The 17709-nt window shown below is 64.0% G+C and carries 14 protein-coding genes and 1 riboswitch; of the genes, 9 read left to right on the top strand and 5 right to left on the bottom strand.

What is annotated here, in order from left to right; translation table 11 throughout:
* Positions 1-4: 4 nt before the first annotated feature.
* Positions 5-1588 carry a Vgb family protein gene (locus ACZY1I_RS13000; protein ID WP_463754805.1) on the bottom strand — a complete coding sequence of 528 codons (1584 nt, stop codon included), beginning with the start codon at positions 1586-1588 and terminating at the stop codon, positions 5-7.
* 137 nt (positions 1589-1725) lie between these two features.
* Between ACZY1I_RS13000 and ACZY1I_RS12995 the strand changes: the two genes are divergently transcribed.
* The 6 genes from ACZY1I_RS12995 to ACZY1I_RS12970 are packed head-to-tail and all read left to right on the top strand — an operon-like array spanning position 1726 to position 9127.
* Positions 1726-2592 carry an SDR family NAD(P)-dependent oxidoreductase gene (locus tag ACZY1I_RS12995; protein WP_463754804.1) on the top strand — a complete coding sequence of 289 codons (867 nt, stop codon included), beginning with the start codon at positions 1726-1728 and terminating at the stop codon, positions 2590-2592.
* Between the two features lie 23 nt (positions 2593-2615).
* Entirely contained in the window at positions 2616-3995 is a 1380-nt protein-coding gene (locus tag ACZY1I_RS12990) for an aromatic ring-hydroxylating oxygenase subunit alpha (protein ID WP_463754803.1), read from the top strand.
* Positions 3992-5164 (top strand): LLM class flavin-dependent oxidoreductase, encoded by a 1173-nt coding sequence (locus ACZY1I_RS12985; protein ID WP_463754802.1) that lies wholly within the window; start codon positions 3992-3994, stop codon positions 5162-5164. The genes ACZY1I_RS12990 and ACZY1I_RS12985 overlap by 4 nt, the downstream gene beginning before the upstream one ends.
* Positions 5161-7017 carry a flavin-containing monooxygenase gene (locus ACZY1I_RS12980; protein WP_463754801.1) on the top strand — a complete coding sequence of 619 codons (1857 nt, stop codon included), beginning with the start codon at positions 5161-5163 and terminating at the stop codon, positions 7015-7017. Before ACZY1I_RS12985 ends, ACZY1I_RS12980 begins: the two co-directional genes overlap by 4 nt.
* 9 nt (positions 7018-7026) lie before the next feature.
* Positions 7027-7962, top strand: coding sequence for an SDR family NAD(P)-dependent oxidoreductase (locus ACZY1I_RS12975; protein ID WP_463754800.1), 936 nt, complete (start codon positions 7027-7029; stop codon positions 7960-7962).
* The gene (locus tag ACZY1I_RS12970) at positions 7955-9127 is read left to right on the top strand and encodes a CaiB/BaiF CoA transferase family protein (protein ID WP_463754799.1); all 1173 of its coding nucleotides are present in this window, start codon (positions 7955-7957) and stop codon (positions 9125-9127) included. Before ACZY1I_RS12975 ends, ACZY1I_RS12970 begins: the two co-directional genes overlap by 8 nt.
* Here the strand turns inward: ACZY1I_RS12970 and ACZY1I_RS12965 are convergent.
* Positions 9124-9693 (bottom strand): hypothetical protein, encoded by a 570-nt coding sequence (locus ACZY1I_RS12965; protein ID WP_463754798.1) that lies wholly within the window; start codon positions 9691-9693, stop codon positions 9124-9126. The genes ACZY1I_RS12970 and ACZY1I_RS12965 overlap by 4 nt on opposite strands.
* Before the next feature lie 127 nt (positions 9694-9820).
* Positions 9821-11182: a cytochrome P450 gene (locus ACZY1I_RS12960; protein ID WP_463754797.1), complete on the bottom strand. Its 1362-nt coding sequence runs from the start codon at positions 11180-11182 to the stop codon at positions 9821-9823.
* A gap of 301 nt (positions 11183-11483) precedes the next feature.
* Between ACZY1I_RS12960 and ACZY1I_RS12955 the strand changes: the two genes are divergently transcribed.
* Positions 11484-13475, top strand: a complete 1992-nt coding sequence (locus tag ACZY1I_RS12955) for an acyltransferase family protein (RefSeq protein ID WP_463754796.1) — start codon at positions 11484-11486, stop codon at positions 13473-13475.
* Here ACZY1I_RS12955 and ACZY1I_RS12950 read toward each other — a convergent pair.
* Complete coding sequence (locus tag ACZY1I_RS12950) at positions 13472-14146, bottom strand: O-methyltransferase (RefSeq protein WP_463754795.1); 675 nt, start codon at positions 14144-14146, stop codon at positions 13472-13474. The genes ACZY1I_RS12955 and ACZY1I_RS12950 overlap by 4 nt on opposite strands.
* Positions 14147-14339: 193 nt before the next feature.
* A riboswitch (M-box (ykoK) riboswitch) is annotated at positions 14340-14512 on the top strand.
* 255 nt (positions 14513-14767) lie between these two features.
* Between ACZY1I_RS12950 and ACZY1I_RS12945 the strand changes: the two genes are divergently transcribed.
* Positions 14768-14956, top strand: coding sequence for a hypothetical protein (locus tag ACZY1I_RS12945; RefSeq protein WP_463754794.1), 189 nt, complete (start codon positions 14768-14770; stop codon positions 14954-14956).
* A gap of 132 nt (positions 14957-15088) precedes the next feature.
* Positions 15089-16759 (top strand): NRAMP family divalent metal transporter, encoded by a 1671-nt coding sequence (locus ACZY1I_RS12940; protein ID WP_463754793.1) that lies wholly within the window; start codon positions 15089-15091, stop codon positions 16757-16759.
* 3 nt (positions 16760-16762) lie between these two features.
* On the opposite strand, the gene ACZY1I_RS12935 is transcribed toward ACZY1I_RS12940, so the two are convergent.
* Positions 16763-17707 (bottom strand): NADP-dependent oxidoreductase, encoded by a 945-nt coding sequence (locus tag ACZY1I_RS12935; protein ID WP_463754791.1) that lies wholly within the window; start codon positions 17705-17707, stop codon positions 16763-16765.
* Between the last annotated feature and the right edge of the window lie 2 nt (positions 17708-17709).

Raw genomic sequence — 17709 nt, 5'->3', positions numbered from 1 at the left:
CCCTTCACGATTCCCGGCGCAGTGCCAACAGACTGCCGTCGGCGTCCGCGGAGACGTAGAGCGTGCCGTCGGCTCCGGCGGCGATGCCGGCGAAGGGGCCCTGCGGGCCCGAGAACGGCGGCATCCCACGCAGTGGCTTGGGCACCACACCCGGTGGGGCGCCGACCGGCAAGTCCGCAGCGATGGTCTGCCGGGCGCCGGTAGTCAGATCGACAGAAATGACTTCCTTGGCGGCGGCGTCCACTACGTACACCTGCCCGCCGAGCACCAGAAGTCCTTGTGGCCGCTGCAGACCATCGATCAGGGTCTCGCCGCCCACCTTTATGACGCGGCCCGCGCCGGACTCGGATACCAGGCACGTCCCGTCGGGAGCGATGGCGACACCGACGGGTTCGCGCAGGTCTGTCGCCAGCACCTCGACCGAGCCTTGTTGGATGGACAACACCCGGCCGGCGCCGAGTTCAGCCACCAGCGCGGTGCCGTTCGACGTGACCGCCACGCCATAGAGTTGGTCGAATCCCTGGGCCAGTATTTCGCTTTCGTTGCTCCCGGGCAGGTAGCGGGCCACCTCGCCGTTCGAGGTGGTGACCACGAACTCGCCCGGGCCGGTTGATGTCAGTCCGCGCAGGAACCCTGGGTATCCGGGGCTGAACAGCATGCCGACGGTGCGTAGCGTGCCGTCCCCGAGCAGGGCGTAAAAATAGGTTCCGTCCGCGACGTAGAGATTGCCGTCGGTGCCCACCGTAAGGTCCAGCGGCCAGTTCAACCCGCCCGCAAGTACCGTCCGGGTTTCTCCGTTGACAAGGATTTCGGTGATCTCGCCGGTGAAGTTCGAGACGAACAGGCGGTCGCCCACGAAGGTGCAGTTGTCCAACCCCGGATTCAGATCAGCCAACACGGTGCGCTCCCCGTTGCGAGGATTGATACGCAGCACTTGGCCGCTATGTACCTGCGTGGAGACGATGAAGCCGTCGGCGTCGAACTTGACCGAGTCAGGGACACCGAGGTCGCCTGCGACGCGTTCGGCTTCACCGCCTTCGGGATTTATCCGCCAAATCTCGTTGGCGCCCATCACCGGGAAGTAGAGCAACCCATCCGGCCCCACCTCCATGGCGTTGGGCATCGGAACGTTCTCCAGCAATATCCGTGGGGGTCCGCCGTTGAGGTCGAGTTCGAGCAGGCGTCCGCCGGCTCGGCATTCGCCGATGAACAGCCTGCCCTGGTGAACCGTGATGCCGTTGGCGGACGGGAGGTCGTCGCGTAGTACCCGACTGCGGCCGGTGGCGTCGCGCACGCTCACCCGTCCGTCCATCACCTCGGTCGCGTAGAGGTTGCCGTCCGGGCCGAAGGCGACGTCGTCGGGCGCGATGATGTCGCCGCCCTTGGCGCTGACGGTGTCCAGTTGACCGGTCACGACGTCGAGCGCACTGATCTGGCTACCGGTCACCTGGGCGATGTAGATGCGCCCGTCCGGGCCGGTGCGGATGCCGTTGGCGCCAAATAGACGGCTTGGCTCGGTGAGTCGGGTGAGGGTCCAGCCCTCGGCAAGACTCGGCGACTGGGCGGCGCTGTAGCGAGCGGCCTTCACCGGTCGGACGATAGCAACCGATCGCTGGTCCAGACAATAGAGCGCGCCGAAATTGCTCGCCGCCTTGACGTGCAGGCTAAAGGAAGAGAATCATGCTCTCTAATGGATGCACGTCATTATCTTGTCCGGACAATATCGTGAGCGGCGACCAGCTAGGCCTGGCCGGGCGGGTCGTCGTGGTCGCCGGTGCCGCGGGTGGTGGGATCGGCACCACGGTGACGCGGGTTGTCGCCGAGGCCGGCGCGACCGTGATCGCGGTAAGCCGCGGCCAGAGCAACCTTGACGAGCACATTGGCCCACTGGTGGCCCAGGGACTGCCGGTGGTGCCGTTAGCCGCCGACGTCTCCACTGACGACGGCGTCGCGACGACGCTCGAGGCGGCCCGGCAAGCCGACGGTGAGATCTATGGTCTGGTCAACGTGGCCGGCGGCGCGGATCCGTCGACGTGGATGCCGTCCACCCGGGTGACGCGCAGCGACTGGCGTGAGTTGTTCGCCCGCAATCTGGAGACGATGTTCTTCATGAGCCAGGCCGTGGCCGCGGAACTGAAGAGTCGCCGACTGCCCGGGTCGATCGTGTCGATCTCGTCGATCAGTGGGATGAACGCCGCGCCGTTCCATATCGCCTACGGCACCGCCAAGGCCGCGATTGTCGCGGTCACCCGGACCATGGCGGCCGAACTGGCATCAGATGACGCGGGTAGCCCGGCGATCCGCGTCAACGCGGTAGCGCCGGGCGTCACCGAGACGCCGGCCTCACGGACCTACACCGACGATGACCCCGAGCGGGATCGCCGGGCCATCGCCATGGGGCGCCGCGGCCGCCCGGGCGAAGTGGCAGGCGCTGTTCTCTTCCTGCTGTCTGACCTGTCGACCTACGTCACCGGCCAGACGCTGCTGGTCGACGGCGGGCTGAATCTGAAATGGGGACATCTGAGTGCCGACAACACGTCATTGTTCCTCAAAGACCAGTCTTTCCGCGCGGCGATCAAGCGCTGGGACTAGACACCATGGGAGGGAAGATCGGAATGGCTGAGACGAACGGTGCAAGCGACGAGTTGACCGCTCCGGTCACGATTGGAGTCGACGCCTACATCTCCGAGGATTACGCGCGCGCCGAGCGGGACAAGCTGTGGCGCAAAGTTTGGCAACAGGTGGGGCGTGTCGAGGATCTACCCAAGGTGGGCAGCTACCTGACCTACGACATCCTCGACGACTCGATTGTGGTGGTGCGCACCGGAGCCGACACCTTCAAAGCCCACCACAACGTCTGTGTGCACCGGGGCCGCCGGCTGGTGGACACTCCCGTCGGCGCCAAAAGTGCTTGCGGTCATAAGAAATCGTTTGTCTGTGGGTTTCACGGCTGGACCTACGACCAGGACGGCAACTGCATCCACATCCCCGAACAGGCCGACTGGCAGGGTGCGTTGACGCCGGAGAACACCCACTTGGCCAAGGTCAATGTCGACACGTGGGGTGGCTGGCTCTGGATCAACATGGATCCGGCGGCTGAGCCGTTACGCGATTACCTCGAACCCGCCGCCACCATGCTCGATCCGTTCAATCTGGCCGACATGCGCTGCAAATGGCGAATGTGGTTGCATTTTCAGTGCAACTGGAAGGTCGCGATCGAGGCTTTCAACGAGACATACCATGTGGCCACCACGCATCCGCAGTTCAACAAGTTCGGCAATTTTCGCGGCTGGGCTACCGCACACGGGCGCCACAGCAATATCGGCTATGACGCACCGAAGGACCTCTCGGAGACCAAGTCCAAGATCCGACTCGGTACCGGGGCCGACCCTCGGGTATCGACCGCCGAAATGCAGCTCTACACACTGGAAGAAACCAACGCCACCACCACCCAGACACTGGTGAACGCGGCGTTGCGACTGGTCGACGAACTGCCCGGCGACGCACCCGCGGACAAGGTGCTCAGCCACTGGCTCACTTCGGCACGGCGAGACGACGCAGATCGGGGTGTCGTTTGGCCGACCATCGATCCCGAGCACCTGGCCGACAGCGGCACCGCGTGGCAGATATTCCCGAACTTCCAGATCGGGCAGGGCCTGACCACTGCGCTGTGCTACAGCGCACGACCGCACGGCTACAACCCCGACGAGTGCATCTTCGAGGCGTCGTGTTACGAGCTGTATCCGAAAGGCGAAGAGCCGCAGACCGAATGGGTCTACGCGCCGCCTGACGACCCCAACTGGCGCAGTGTGCTGCCGCAGGACTTCTCCAACATGGCCGCAGTGCAGCAGGGCATGAAATCGCTGGGCTTCCTAGGCCCTAAACCCAACCCCTACATGGAACGAAGCACCGCTAACTTGCACCGCAACCTCGCCAAGTACATGGGGACCGGAGCTCCCCGCAATCTCGCAACAGAGACGGAGATCAAAAGATGAAGGTCAATCTTGGTTTTGGAGCGCACAATTCCCACGACTGGGATCGGGTGCTCGCCGAGGATTTCAGCCAGCCGCCGGCGACTCCTGACTGGGAGTGTGTGCAGGGCACGCTCGCGATCGCCGATCTTGCCGAACCGCTCGGCTTTGACGGCATCTGGATGCCCGAGCACTGCGGGACCCCGTATGGCATGACCCCCAACCCGATTCAGGCGCTGACCTATTTCGCCGGCCGCACCGAACGCGTCAGCCTGGGTACGTTCGTTGCGGTCGCCCCGTGGTGGCACCCCATCCGGTTGGCGCACCAGATCGCCTACCTCGACATCATCTCCAACGGTCGCTACAACACCATCGGGATCGGCCGCGGTGTCTCCAAGAGTGAGTTCGATGCCGTCGGGGTTCCGCGTGAGGAGAGCCGCCAGCGCTTCAACGAAACCCTGGACATCCTCGAACTGGCCTTCTCGGGAAACCGATTCTCCTATGACGGCGAGATTTTCAAAGTGCCGGAGATGTCGCTGCGGCCCGAACCGCAAAGCGCGGACCTGTTCTCCCGCATCTACAGTTCGTCCTCGACCGCGGAGTCGCTGGAGATACTCTCGCGCCGCGGCATGGTGCCGCTGTTCGTGGGCAACAAGCCCATTGAGGACGCGGGACGAGAAGTCCAGAAGGTCAACATCTTCCGGCAGGAGGAAGGTCTGCCGCCTTGTCAGCCGAAGAACGTCATGTTCATGTATTGCACCCCCGGGGACCCCGGAAAGTCCGAAGAGTGGATCTACACGGCCAACCGCGACGTGACCGTGCACTACGGATTCGCCGATGCTTCGAACTTCAAGGGCGTCAAAGGATATGAAGCCTACGCATCACGAGAGGCCACCGCGACCGCGGTGTTGGCATCGTCGGTGACCCATGATGCCAAGGGGGCACCGAAGACGGCCGGCTACCACGCCTCGAATCTGTTGATCGGAACGCCTGAGGAGATCTTCAATCGGATCAAGGCGGCCCAGGAAGCCTGCTCGTTCTCCGAACTGACGATCGTGCCGCAGTTCGGCACCATGCCGTATGACGAGGCGACGGCGAGTACGCGACTGTTCGCGAAGGAGGTGCTGCCCGCCGTGCAGGAAATGGCCGCACCGCTGCACCCCGCTGCACTGCCGGAGACCGCGCTGGCATGACCGGAGTTTCCGACTGCCCGCCGACACCGACACCGGACGACATCGACCTGGAAGCGCTTCGCGAGAAATACCGCCAGGAGCGTGAAAAGCGCTTGCGTCCTGATGGTTCCAAGCAGTACATCGAGCTGTCCGACGACTTCGCCGGCTTCTACGAAATCGACCCGCACTCACCTGATCTGGTCCGCGATCCGATCTCGGCGGATATCGACGTCGCGGTGCTCGGCGGCGGTTTCGGCGGCCTGCTGTGCGCCGCGTACCTGAAAAAGGCCGGCGTGGACGACGTCCGGATCATTGAACTGGGCGGCGACTTCGGTGGCGTCTGGTACTGGAACCGCTATCCCGGCCTGCAGTGTGACAACGAATCATATTGCTACGTGCCATTACTAGAGGAGCTGAACTTCATCCCGAGCAAGAAGTTCGCCGACGGCACCGAGATCTACGAGCACTGTCGGCGGATTGGAAAGCATTACGGCCTCTACGATTCCGCGTTGTTCTCCACCCAGGTTCGTGAGTTGCACTGGGACCAAGAGATCAAGCGCTGGCGGGTCAGTACCGACCGCGACGACGACATCCGCGCGCGCTTCGTGGTCATCGCGTCCGGTCCGTTCCACCGGCCGAAGCTGCCCGGTATCCCGGGAATCAAAGATTTCCAGGGGCACAGCTTTCATTCGTCGCGCTGGGACTATGGATACACCGGCGGGGACGCCAGCGGCGGACTGGACAAGCTGAGCGACAAGCGCGTCGCTGTGGTCGGCACTGGGGCAACCGCCATCCAGATAGTGCCGTTCCTTGGCCGACATGCCAAGCATTTGTATGTTTTTCAGCGCACGCCGTCGTCGGTCGGGGTGCGCAACAACACCCCGACCGATCCGGACTGGGTGAAGTCGCTCCAGCCAGGCTGGCAGAAGGAACGCCAACGCAATTTCCACGCCTGGACCTTCGAAGGTATGGCGCTGGGGCAACCCGACTACGTCTGCGATTTCTGGACCGAACTCGGCCGCAATACCGCCGCGCGGGTGCTGGCGCTGGATGATCCCGCGGCGATGACCCCGGAGCAGTTCATGGGCATCCGTGAGGAGGAAGATTACAAAGTCATGGAGCGGCTACGGCGGCGCATCGAAGACATCGTCGACGATCCCGATACCGCCGAGTCGCTCAAGCCGTACTACAACTTCCTGTGCAAGAGACCCTGCACGAACGATGACTACCTACCCACCTTTAATCGTCCGAATGTGACTCTGGTGGACGTCTCGTCCAGCAAGGGTGTCGAGCGCGCCACCGCAAAGGGGCTGGTGGCCAACGGGATCGAGTACGAGGTCGACTGCATCATCTACGCCAGCGGGTTCGAGATCACCACCGAGATCAGTCGTCGGTATTCGATGGATGCGATCGAGGGCCGCGACGGGCTATCCCTGTTCGACCATTGGCGTGACGGATACAAGACGTTGCACGGCATGACGAGTCGCGGGTTTCCGAACCAGTTCTTCACCGGCTTCACTCAGGTCGGCATCTCCGCGAACATCGCCGCCAACTACGAACTGCAAGGCGAGCACATCGCCTACGTCATTTCCGAGGCGCTGCGCCGTGGCGCGAAAACCGTTGAGCCAAGCCAGGAAGCACAGGACCAGTGGTGTGCCGTGATCCGGGAGACCGCGATCGACAACAGCGCGTTTGATGCACAGTGCACGCCGGGCTATTACAACAACGAGGGCGGCGGCGCAGGGGCGGCGGAAGGGGAAGGCATCCGGTCGCACCTCGGTGAACCCTACGGGCCGGGCTTCTATGCCTTCGGCGCCCTGCTGTCCGAATGGCGCGACAAGGGCGATCTGGATGGCTTGGTTCTGGAATCCTGAAGTGCCGGAATGAATGAACTCAGATACGACAATCGGGTAGCCGTTGTCACCGGTGCCGGCCGAGGACTGGGCCGCGAGTACGCGCTGATGCTTGCCGCACGCGGTGCCAAGGTGGTGGTGAACGACACCGGCGGCACATTAACCGGCGACGATGTGAATGCCGTTCCGGCGCAGGAGGTTGTGGCTGAGATCAAGGCCGCCGGCGGCGACGCGATCGCCTGCGTCGAGTCCGTGACGACCGCCGAGGGTGGCCAGGCGATCGTGGGCACCGCGTTGCAGCACTTCGGCCGAGTCGACATCCTCATCCATAATGCCGGCATCGTGCGGCGCGGTTCCCTGAAGGAAATGAGCTACGAAGACTTCGATGCCGTCATCGACGTACACCTGCGCGGCGCCTTCCACGTGGTCCGACCGGCATTTCCGGTGATGTGTGAGGCCGGTTACGGCCGTATTGTCTTGACGTCCTCGATCGGTGGCTTGTACGGCAATCGCGGTGTGGCCGGCTATGCCGCCGCCAAAGCCGGCCTGATCGGACTGTCCAATGTCGTCGCCCTGGAAGGAGGGGTCGAAGGAGTGCTGTGCAACGTCATCGTCCCGTCCGCGGTGACGAGAATGGCTGAAGGTCTGGACATTTCGGCCTACCCACCGATGGGACCCGACTTGGTCGCACCCGTGGTCGGACTGCTGGCCCATGACTCCTGCCCGGTCAACGGTGAGATATTGGTCGCCATCGCGGGCCGGGTGGCCAAGGCGGTTGTCGCCGAAAGCCCAGGGGTGCAGCGCTTGTCATGGACAATCGAGAATGTTGCCGAGCAGCTATACGCTGTACGGGATCTCAGTGCGCCATTGGTGTTTCCCGTCGTCCCGACGGGGCACGCCGATCACATCGGGTACAGCTTTGAGTCGGCGGCGAGAGCGAATCGGGAGGCGGCGCGGCATGTCTGACACACACCCGAAGCACGGCCCATTGGCCGGCGTGCGCGTCGTCGATCTGACCGCGATGGTGATGGGACCCTATTGCACCCAGATCATGGCCGATATGGGTGCCGACGTGATCAAGATCGAACCCCCGCAAGGTGACGACACCCGGTACGTCTCGGTGGGGCCGGTGCCCGGGATGAGCGGTGTGTTCGTCAACGTCAACCGAGGCAAGCGCGGCATCATCCTCGACCTGAAATCCGATTCGGGACAGACCGCCCTGCGGGCGCTCATCGAGAGCGCCGACGTCTTCATCCACTCCATGCGCGCCAAGGCGATCGCCCGGTTGGGCCTCAGTTACCCCGACGTCGCCGCCATCAACCCGAACATTGTGTACACCAACTGCTACGGATACGGGCGGCGCGGACCGAACCGGGACCTGCCGGCTTACGACGACACGATCCAGGCGGCCACCGGCTTGCCGTCGGTTCAGCAGGCCCTGACCGGCGAGGCCAATTTCGTCGGAACAATATTGGCCGACAAGGTCGCCGGCCTCACCGCGCTGTATGCGACGACCATGGCGCTGTTTCACCGCGAACGCACCGGTGAAGGGCAGGAAGTAGAAGTCGGCATGTTCGAGGCGATGGCGTCGTTCATGCTGGTCGAGCACGTCAACGGCGCGATGTTCGACCCGCCGCTGAGCCCCGCCGTCTATCCGCGCGCGGTGGCGCCCAATCGGCGACCGTACCGGACCAGCGACGGCCACATCGCCGCGCTGATCTACAACGACAAGCATTGGGCCGCGTTCATCAACGCGGTGCAACCGGCCTGGACCAGCGAGTGCTACGCCACGCTTGAGGGCCGGGCGCGCCAAATCGACACTGTGTACGGCTTGCTGGCCGAAACGTTCGCCGAGCGCACCACGAAGGAGTGGCTGGATCTGCTGCGCGAGTTGGAGATACCCGCCTCAGCGTTGTCGAGTCCCGCGGAGCTGCTGAACGATCCACAACTCGACGCTGTCGGATTCTTCGAGACGGTCGATACCGCGCATGGCCCAGTGCGCTTCCCTGGCGTGCCGACCTGGTTCTCTCGAACGCCGGGCCGCGTCGCGGGCCCCGCACCCGAATTGGGTGCGCACACCGATGAGGTGCTTGATGAGTTGGGATTGGCCGTCTCCGAGGCGAATCCCTAGTTCGGCTCGCCCTTCTGGTCAAAGGGCCCGGCTTTATCTGTAAACACCCGGTAGAAGTAGGTCAAATTGTCCGGCTCGCCGTAGTCGACCCGCTTGAAGGCCTTGCTGATCGGGTTGGCGTGCGAGTCGGTGTCCGGGTGATGGACCGTCAGGGCACCAAGATGTCGGGCTAGGTCCGCAGGAGTGTCAACCCATACGTAGCCGGCGTTGCGGACCATGACTTCACCGAGGTAGCAGCCGAATACAAAGATCGTCTCCGCCATGATGTCGGACCCGGGTTTGCGGAATCCGTCCAGGATCGCGTCGACATGGTGCAACGAGGCGGGGGAGTAGTCGAGATTGACGCCGGACACCTTCAGGGCTGCTTCGACTGCACGTCGGGCAAGCTCGGGAGCTGCAGCAGGGGTGGGCGTCGCCGGCAGCGAAAGCGCACGTCCAATCCACGGCGGCCCGGCATCAGCGCGGGGATCGGCCGGTGCCCAGTCGCTCCGCCTGTCAGAGAGCGGCTCGAGTTCGGCAGCTTCGCTGTCTGGACTGGTCTTGCGGCGCCGGGTGAACCAGCCCATTATCGATGCCTTCTGCCTGTGTTGCCGTGGGTGGGGATCTGTGTGCAATCCACAATACGGGGGCAGATTCAAGAAGCTCGGTCCGGCGTTGCTCATCGGAAATAGGTTGCGTAGCAGAGTAAGTCGTTCAGACGCGTGAGCGGACCCGGGCCCGGATGGGCGCGGCAGCGATCGTCGTGAACGGCACCGCGACAGGAAATTCGTCGTCGAGCGATTGGATTTCGGCGTTTCTGATGATGGTAGCCAAACCGAGAGTCGCTTCCAGCATGGCGAAGTGATCGCCGACGCAGGACCGCGGTCCACCGCCGAACGGCAGGTACTGCCAGCGATCGCGATCTTTCGAGTTCTCGCGGCTGAATCTGTCGGGATCGAACACCAGCGGACGGTCCCACAGCGCCGAATCATGATGCAGCGCATAGATGCCGACCATCACCATGGATCCGGCTTCGACCCGCCTGCCGTCGACATCGATGTCTTGCATCGCCATCCGGGCCAGCGCGGCTGCGGGCGGGCACAGGCGCAGCGCCTCGTGCAAGACCTGGACTGTGTATCCGAGCCGCGAAATGTCTTCGGGTGTCAGGGCACGGTCGCCCAACGCGGCGACTTCGGCCACGACTCGATCCTGCAGATCGCGATGATGGCCTAGCGACCACAATGCGTAGGTCAGGGCTGTTGCCGTCGTGTCCTGCCCCGCGAGCAGAAAGATGAGCAGCTCATCGCAGATTTGCGCGTCCGATAACGGCTGTCCGGTAGCCGGATCGGTCGCCGCGATCAGCGCGTGGACGAGCGGTGCGTCCCTCGTCGGATTTGTGCGGCATGCCTGCACAATCTCACTGGCGAGCTGATGCAAACCGCTGCTGGCCGCGCGGGCCCGGTGTCGTCCGGGGGTTGGCAGCCATCGTGGGGCGCGGACCGGTCGCAGCACCCGGTCCATCACATAATTCACCATGGTGACCAACGGCGTCGCCAATTCGTCGGCCCGCTCATCGAGGTCCAAACCCAGCACGGCGCGCCCCAGCACCCGCAGTGTCAGCGTCCGGCATTCGGTGTCGAGATCGACCTCGGCGCCGTCTCGCCAGGAGCGTGGAACGCGTTCGGCAGCGTCGGCCATGTGGCCGGCGAAGGCAGCAACGTGCCGTTTGGTGAATATCGGCTGCAGCGCTCGTCGGCGCGGTAACCAGGCTTCATGGGCTAGGTCAAAGAGGTTGCTGCCCATCACCCGACGCAGTTCCTCGTGCATGGGAAGGGTCTTGTCCAAGAACGCGTCCGGGCGGCCGATGACGTCACGGGCACCCTTCGGCGACGTCACGACGACGATCGGCGGCATCATCCAGGTAGGAGCCAGACTGCATCGAGTCACCGAGCCACCTGCGTCCCTCAGGGTTTCGAAGCCGGTGTGATACGCCCGGACTGCCTTCACCTGCTGCAGGTACGGCAGCGGATTGTTCGGCGCCAGTGGAAGTTTTGCGACTTCGATCGTCTCGACCATGTTGTGCCCCTTCGACGTGAAAAGCGTCGCCGAACTTGATCGTGAGGTCACGAGTAGCCGACTACTCGTTTTCTGCGAGAAACTGACGCCTGCCTTCGCGTGTCTCGGCGATATCCGAACGCGCCGCCCCTAAGCTTTCTTCGATCAAGCGGAGGGGACGCGACGTATCGGCATCAAATACGGCGCCGGACGGCAAGGCGGTCAGGGCGCGCTGAAGGCGAGCACCGAGCCGGGCGGGAAGAAACCCGCACCGGCAGATTCTGGACCAACTACTGGTCGGAAACGTCGCTGGGTGGCCCCGGTGCGTCGAGTCGGTCGGCTGGCAGTGTGGGACCGCGAGGAGCGACCCAGCGGAATTCCCGCGTTGGACGGACTTCGCGCGATAGCGGTCGCGTTGGTCCTTATCGGTCACGGCGGCATTCCCGGTGTCAGCGGCGGTTTCATCGGCGTCGACATCTTCTTCGTGCTGAGCGGATTCCTGATCACATCGCTGTTGCTCGACGAACTCGGACGTTCCGGGCGGATCGATCTGACCGGGTTCTGGGTTCGCCGGGTGCGTCGCCTGCTGCCGGCGTTGGTGCTGATGGTGCTCTCGGTGGGGGCTGCCCGCGAATTTTTGCCCTACCAAACGCTTGACGGGCTACGCGGTGACGCGATTGCGGCCTTCGCCTGGGTGGCGAACTGGCGGTTCGTCGCCCAGAAAACGGATTACTTCACTCAGGGTGCGCCCTCGCCACTGCAACACACCTGGTCGCTCGGAGTGGAGGAGCAGTACTACTTCGTCTGGCCGCTGCTGCTGATCGCAGTGACCCTGGTGTTGGCTAAGCGGGCCAAACGCTACTTCGGCAAGATCACCGTCGGCCACGTTCGGTTGTCCGCCTTCCTGATTGCGACCCTTGGTGCGTTCGCATCTGCCGCGGCCGCCATCGTCTTCACCTCCGACGCCACCCGGGACCGGATCTACTTCGGCACCGACACCCGGGCACAGGCCCTGTTGGTCGGGGCCGCTGCATCGGCTCTGCTGGTTCGGGATTGGTCGTCGCTGAATCGGGGCTGGTGCCTGATCCGGAGTCGGTGGGGGCGGCGGATCGCGCGGTTCCTGCCGATCGTCGGACTGGCGGCGCTGGCGGCGATCACCCACTATGCGACCGGTAGCGCGGGTGAATTCCGCCATGGTCTGTTGATCGCCGTGGCCATCGCCGCCGTCCTGGTGGTTGCACCCGTTGCGCTGGAGCAACGCGGCGCGGTGGCCCGGGTACTGGCTTTCCGTCCGCTGGTGTGGCTGGGGATGATCTCCTACGGCGTCTACCTCTGGCATTGGCCGATCTTTCTGGTTCTCAACGGCGAGCGAACCGGTTGGTCTGGACCGGGGCTGTTCGGTGCCCGCTGCGCGGTCACCTTGGCAGTGGCGGGTATCTCCTATTGGGCGATCGAACAACCCGTCCGGCGCTGGCGACCGCAGCGCATACCGCTATTGCCGTTGGCGGCGGCCACCGTGGCCAGCGCTGCTGCCGCGACGATCCTGGTGGTCCCGGTCGGAGCCGGACTGCATGAGGTCGGACTGCCGCCGGGGGTTTCGGCCGTCGCTGCGGTGTCCCCGTCGCCGCCGGGTCAAACTCCGCCAGGGCCGCGAGATCCGAATCAGCCGTTCACCGTTTCCGTGTTCGGGGATTCGATCGGCTGGACGATGATGCACTTCCTTCCCGCCACACCCGGGTTCAAGTTCATCGACCACACCGTCATCGGGTGCAGCCTGGTGCGCGGCACGCCGTACCGCTACATCGGTCAAACGCTGGAACAGCGATCGGAATGCGTGAGCTGGCCGAGTCGCTGGTCGAACCAGATCCATCAGGACCGACCGGACGTCGCGTTGCTCGTCATCGGTCGGTGGGAGACGGTCGACCGCGTCAACGAAGGCAAGTGGACCCACATCGGTGACCCGACATTCGATTCTTATCTCAACTTCGAGCTACATCGTGCGCTGGATATCGTGGGCTCGACCGGGGTTCGGGTGATGGTCGCTACCGCGCCCTACAGTCGCGGCGGCGAGAAGGCGGACGGCCACCTCTATCCAGAGGACCAGCCCGAGCGGGTAAACGAATGGAACACCATGCTGCGCAATGCAATTAGCGCATACCCGAATGTGGGAATCGTTGATCTGAACAAGAAGCTTTGCCCGGACGGCGTTTACAGTGCCAAGGTCAACGGCATCAAGGTACGCAGCGACGGTGTGCACCTCACCCCGGAAGGGGTTCAGTGGCTGCTGCCGTGGCTGGAGGATTCTATCCGTTAAGAAGCTTCTCCCGACCCCGCTGCCCAGCAGCTGAGTTCCATGCTGTCGCTCTCCCTGGCCGGGAAATTGAAGCTCACAAAGCCGTTCTCGGTGTCGCGCACGTAGTCGAGATAGTTTCGCAGGTCGGCGGACTCGGTGTTGTCGGCGATCACCAGCGCGCCCGGCGACAGTGCTGGTTCGAGCAGTTTGACCACCTGTAGGTACAGGTCTTTCCACCCGTCAAGCAGTACGAAATCGATAGGCCCGTCAAGCGTTGTCAGGGTGGAAAGCGCATCGCCCTCCAGGATCGTGATCACGTCAGACAAGCCGGTCTCGGTGAAGGTTTGCTTGGCGGCCGCGATCTTGGTGTCGCTGAGTTCCGTTGTCACCACACGGCCGGTGCCGTTGTCGCGGACCCCTGCAGCCAGGTGGAGCGCCGAAATGCCGAAGGACATACCGAATTCGACGATCGTTGCCGGCCGGGTCGCCCGCACCAGCGAGTACAACAGTTGGCCCGCTTCGGGAGTCACCGGAATGTAGAACTCGCTCATCGCCTCGGTGCGTTCCTGAACCGTCATCGGGCGGTTGAACTCACCATGTCTGTCGCGCAACTTCGACATCTGTTCCTTCGAAGCGGCGTACATCCGGTCAAGTGTCGAGGCGACCCTGGGGTCCCGCAAAGTGATGGCCATACCAACGAGAGTAGGCCCGCTAACTGGGACTGTGCTGCATGGTGGCGACCCGCTGCGCCCGGCTGCGCCTGATAGTGGCGACCCGCCGCGCCCGGCTGCGCCGCGCTTGCGATCGCCACGCGCCGCGCTTGCGATCGCCACGAGGCTGAATGGGTTTGACGTGCGCCGATCTCAGTGCCACCATGGGAAGCTGCAAGCACCTCGGTAGGTGAGGCGTCTGCACGGATACAGGCCACTGACCCCGAACGTCGAAAGACGCCCCGGGTCAGGACAGCTCTTCCCGGCTTAAGGGTTGAGCCCAAGTGGCTTCCGGTCGTCGATCGGATACGCCGTGCAGTGCCAAAGCTCCGACGAGAGGGGTGCGCTCGGCGGTCGTCTCCGTCTGGCATTCCTCTTTCGTCCAGGTGTTTCGCTGAGCTAGTAGCGACGACACCCCCGTGTGTCCCGGCCGCGAGGAGGTGAGGGCGAGATGAACGCAGATCCCGGCGATAGTCCCTATCTGAAATCCATCTTGACCCGATCCGGTCCCGGCATTTCTGCTGCTGCCTGAACGCGCGCAAAGCGTGCTGCAAACGCTGCGAATGACGCATGGCCGGACGGGCTTTCGTCAGGAGTAGACCAATGACCACGATGACGATGCACTCCGCTTTTGCTCCTCGGGCGACCCAACGGCGCGGTCCGGCGTTGGTGCGCCGTGCGGGCCGGCGTTTGGCCGACAGGTGGAACGCGGCGGTGTCCATGACCGCGCAAGAACGCGCAAACGCCTACGTGGCGCGCATGCCGATTGCGGTGCTGGCGGACCAGGACTAGCACTTCACTCGCACAGCGCGGGGCGGATCCAGCGGCGGGCACCGAACGGTGCACGCTGTTGGATTCCCCGCGCGCATTCCCTGTCCGAATCGGTTGTTTGTCAACCACTTTGACTGAAGTAGGGAGAGTCCGATGACCTCCATCTCCACCCAGATCCCGGTGTTGCCTGCGGTACCCGAACCAACGGTGTTGGATTCCGCGCACACTGGCGACATCGTCGGCGCATTCGGCCGAATCGGGCACGACGCACACGTCAGTGGTCGTTGGCGCCGACTGCGGACGCTGATGGTCATCAGTGGTCCGGGACTGATTGTGATGGTGGGCGACAACGACGCCGGCGGTGTCGCGACATACGCCCAGGCGGGACAGAACTACGGCATGGCCCTGCTGTGGACGCTCGCACTCCTGATTCCGGTGCTGTATGTCAACCAGGAAATGGTGCTGCGCCTGGGTGCGGTCACCCGAGTTGGCCACGCTCGATTGATCTTTGAGCGGTTCGGCAAGTTCTGGGGTGCGTTCAGCGTCGGTGATCTATTGATACTCAATGCCTTGACGATCGTCACCGAATTCATCGGGGTGGCGCTGGCGCTCGGCTTCCTCGGCTGCCCGAAGATCATTGCGATCCCGGCTGCCGCTTTGCTGCTGTTCGCGGTGGTCGCCGGTGGGTCGTTCCGGCGTTGGGAGGGGCTGATGTTCCTGCTGATCGCGGTGAACGTGGTGATCATCCCGATGACATTGCTGGTGCATCCCACCTGGAATGAGACGGTCGGCGGGTTGGTGCCACAGTTCCCCGGTGGGCTGAACTCCACCGTGTTGTTGCTGGTTGTTGCCATCGTTGGCACCACCGTGGCGCCCTGGCAGCTGTTCTTTCAACAGTCCAATGTGGTGGACAAGCGCATCACGGCGCGCTGGATCCCCTATGCGCGTGCGGATTTGGTGCTGGGAATCGTGGTGGTGATGGTCGGGGGAACTGCGCTGATGGCGGTGACCGCGTTCGGGCTGGCCGGCACCGCCGGCAGTTTTACCGATGCGGGCGCGGTAGCACGAGGTCTGGCCAACCACTGCGGCCATGGCGTTGGAGTGCTTTTCGCGATCATCCTGCTCGATGCGTCGCTGATCGGCGCCAACGCCATCGGGTTGGCCACCACGTATGCGGTCGGTGACGCACTGGGGAAACGGCATTCGCTGCACTGGAGGATCCGCGAGGCGCCGTGGTTTTACGGCGGATACGGCGCCCTGCTCGTGGTGTCGGCAGCGATCGCGTTCAGCCCGGATCATGTTCTCGGTCTGGTCACCCAGGGGGTGCAGGCGCTCGCCGGTGTGCTGCTGCCCTCGGCGACCGTGTTCCTCGTGCTGCTCTGTAACGACCGCGCACTGCTGGGCCCGTGGGTGAATACGTTGCGGCAGAACATCGTTGCGTGGACGATCGTGTGGTGTCTGGTGCTACTCTCGCTGGCGCTGACGGCCGCCACCTTCTTTCCGCAGTTGTCGACGGCCACCTTGGAGGTTGGTCTGATCGCCGGCGCCGTCACAGGTGCGGCGGGCGGATTGGCGGTGGTCGTGGCCAGCCGACGGGATCGCAATCGCCGCAGAGACTTCGCGGACGCGGTGCAGCTGACTCGCGCCGAACAACGGACTGCCCGCCGGCATCAGCTCGCCAACTGGCGCACTCCCAGCCTCGCGTCCCTGGACCGTCCGGCCATGTCACCGATCCGCCAGGCTGGGCTTTTTACCCTGCGTGGCTACCTGGTGTTAGCGGTGGTATTGGTCGTCGTGAAAGTAGTGCAAACCGGGTTGACCTGACCGTCAAGCCGAATTGCTCGGCAGCAGAACGATTTTGCCGTGCGTGTGCCGGCGCTCGAGCAGCTCGTAGGCGTCGGCGACCCGGTCGAGTGGAAAGCGCGCGGCGATATCCAGCTCGACGGCGCCATCGACAATCAATTCGGCGATCTCGGTGAGCACTTCGGGCGTCGACGCATCCGTGCTGCCCTCCGTCTTGGCTCCGACTTCGACCGCCTTCTGGAACGCGATGATGGTATTGATCCGCTGCGGTGACACACCCAGATCGACGGCGAGCTGGACGTACTCCGGGCCGAACAAGTCGATGAACGCGTCAATTCCATCCGGTGCCGCCGCCAGCAACCGCCCGGCGAGGCCGGGGCCGTAGCTGATCGGGGTGACGCCGTGCGCCTCAAGCCAATTCGAATTCCCCGGGCCCGCGATGCCGAGCACTCGGACGTTGCGTGCGGTCAGCAGTTGCACCACGATGCTGCCGACACCGCCGGCGGCCGCCGAGACCGCAACCGTCTCACCCGGCTGCGGCGCGACCGAGCGGGCGGCGGCATATGCGGTGGCGCCGACAACGTAGAGCGCTCCTGCGATCTCCCAACTCAATTCGGGCGGTTTGCGGATCAGTTGATTCACCGGCACAACAGTGTGGGTGGCGTGGCTTGATCGGGTGAAGCTGAATCCGAGAACTTCCTCGCCGACCGAGAACTCGTCCACGCCCGGGCCCACCGCGGTCACCACTCCGGCCAGGTCGCTGCCCTCGCCGGAGGGAAACGTGGCCGGAAACATGTCATGCATGGCCCCGGATCGGATCGCGGCCTCGCCCGGATTGATGCCCGCCGCGCGGACCTCCACCACGACCTCGCCGGGTCCCGGCGTCGGCATCGGGATCTCGGCTACGTACAACTCGTCGCGGCCGCCGTAGCGGTCGAAACGCACCGCTCGTGCCTTAATAGTCGTCATCT

This window comes from Mycobacterium sp. IDUB_37 (genome assembly GCF_055419245.1).
The sequence above is the reverse complement of the archived record's forward strand: the minus strand, read 5'-3'. Positions and strand labels throughout refer to the sequence as shown.

Excerpts from the sequence above, each read along its gene's own strand:
- ACZY1I_RS12960 (WP_463754797.1), bottom strand. The coding sequence starts at position 11,182 with ATGGTCGAGACGATCGAAGTCGCAAAACTTCCACTGGCGCCGAACAAT.
- ACZY1I_RS12990 (WP_463754803.1), top strand. The coding sequence starts at position 2,616 with ATGGCTGAGACGAACGGTGCAAGCGACGAGTTGACCGCTCCGGTCACG.
- ACZY1I_RS12935 (WP_463754791.1), bottom strand. The coding sequence starts at position 17,707 with ATGACGACTATTAAGGCACGAGCGGTGCGTTTCGACCGCTACGGCGGC.
- ACZY1I_RS12945 (WP_463754794.1), top strand. The coding sequence starts at position 14,768 with ATGACCACGATGACGATGCACTCCGCTTTTGCTCCTCGGGCGACCCAA.
- ACZY1I_RS12950 (WP_463754795.1), bottom strand. The coding sequence starts at position 14,146 with ATGGCCATCACTTTGCGGGACCCCAGGGTCGCCTCGACACTTGACCGG.
- ACZY1I_RS12970 (WP_463754799.1), top strand. The coding sequence starts at position 7,955 with ATGTCTGACACACACCCGAAGCACGGCCCATTGGCCGGCGTGCGCGTC.
- ACZY1I_RS12980 (WP_463754801.1), top strand. The coding sequence starts at position 5,161 with ATGACCGGAGTTTCCGACTGCCCGCCGACACCGACACCGGACGACATC.
- ACZY1I_RS12975 (WP_463754800.1), top strand. The coding sequence starts at position 7,027 with ATGAATGAACTCAGATACGACAATCGGGTAGCCGTTGTCACCGGTGCC.
- ACZY1I_RS12940 (WP_463754793.1), top strand. The coding sequence starts at position 15,089 with ATGACCTCCATCTCCACCCAGATCCCGGTGTTGCCTGCGGTACCCGAA.
- ACZY1I_RS12965 (WP_463754798.1), bottom strand. The coding sequence starts at position 9,693 with ATGGGCTGGTTCACCCGGCGCCGCAAGACCAGTCCAGACAGCGAAGCT.
- ACZY1I_RS12985 (WP_463754802.1), top strand. The coding sequence starts at position 3,992 with ATGAAGGTCAATCTTGGTTTTGGAGCGCACAATTCCCACGACTGGGAT.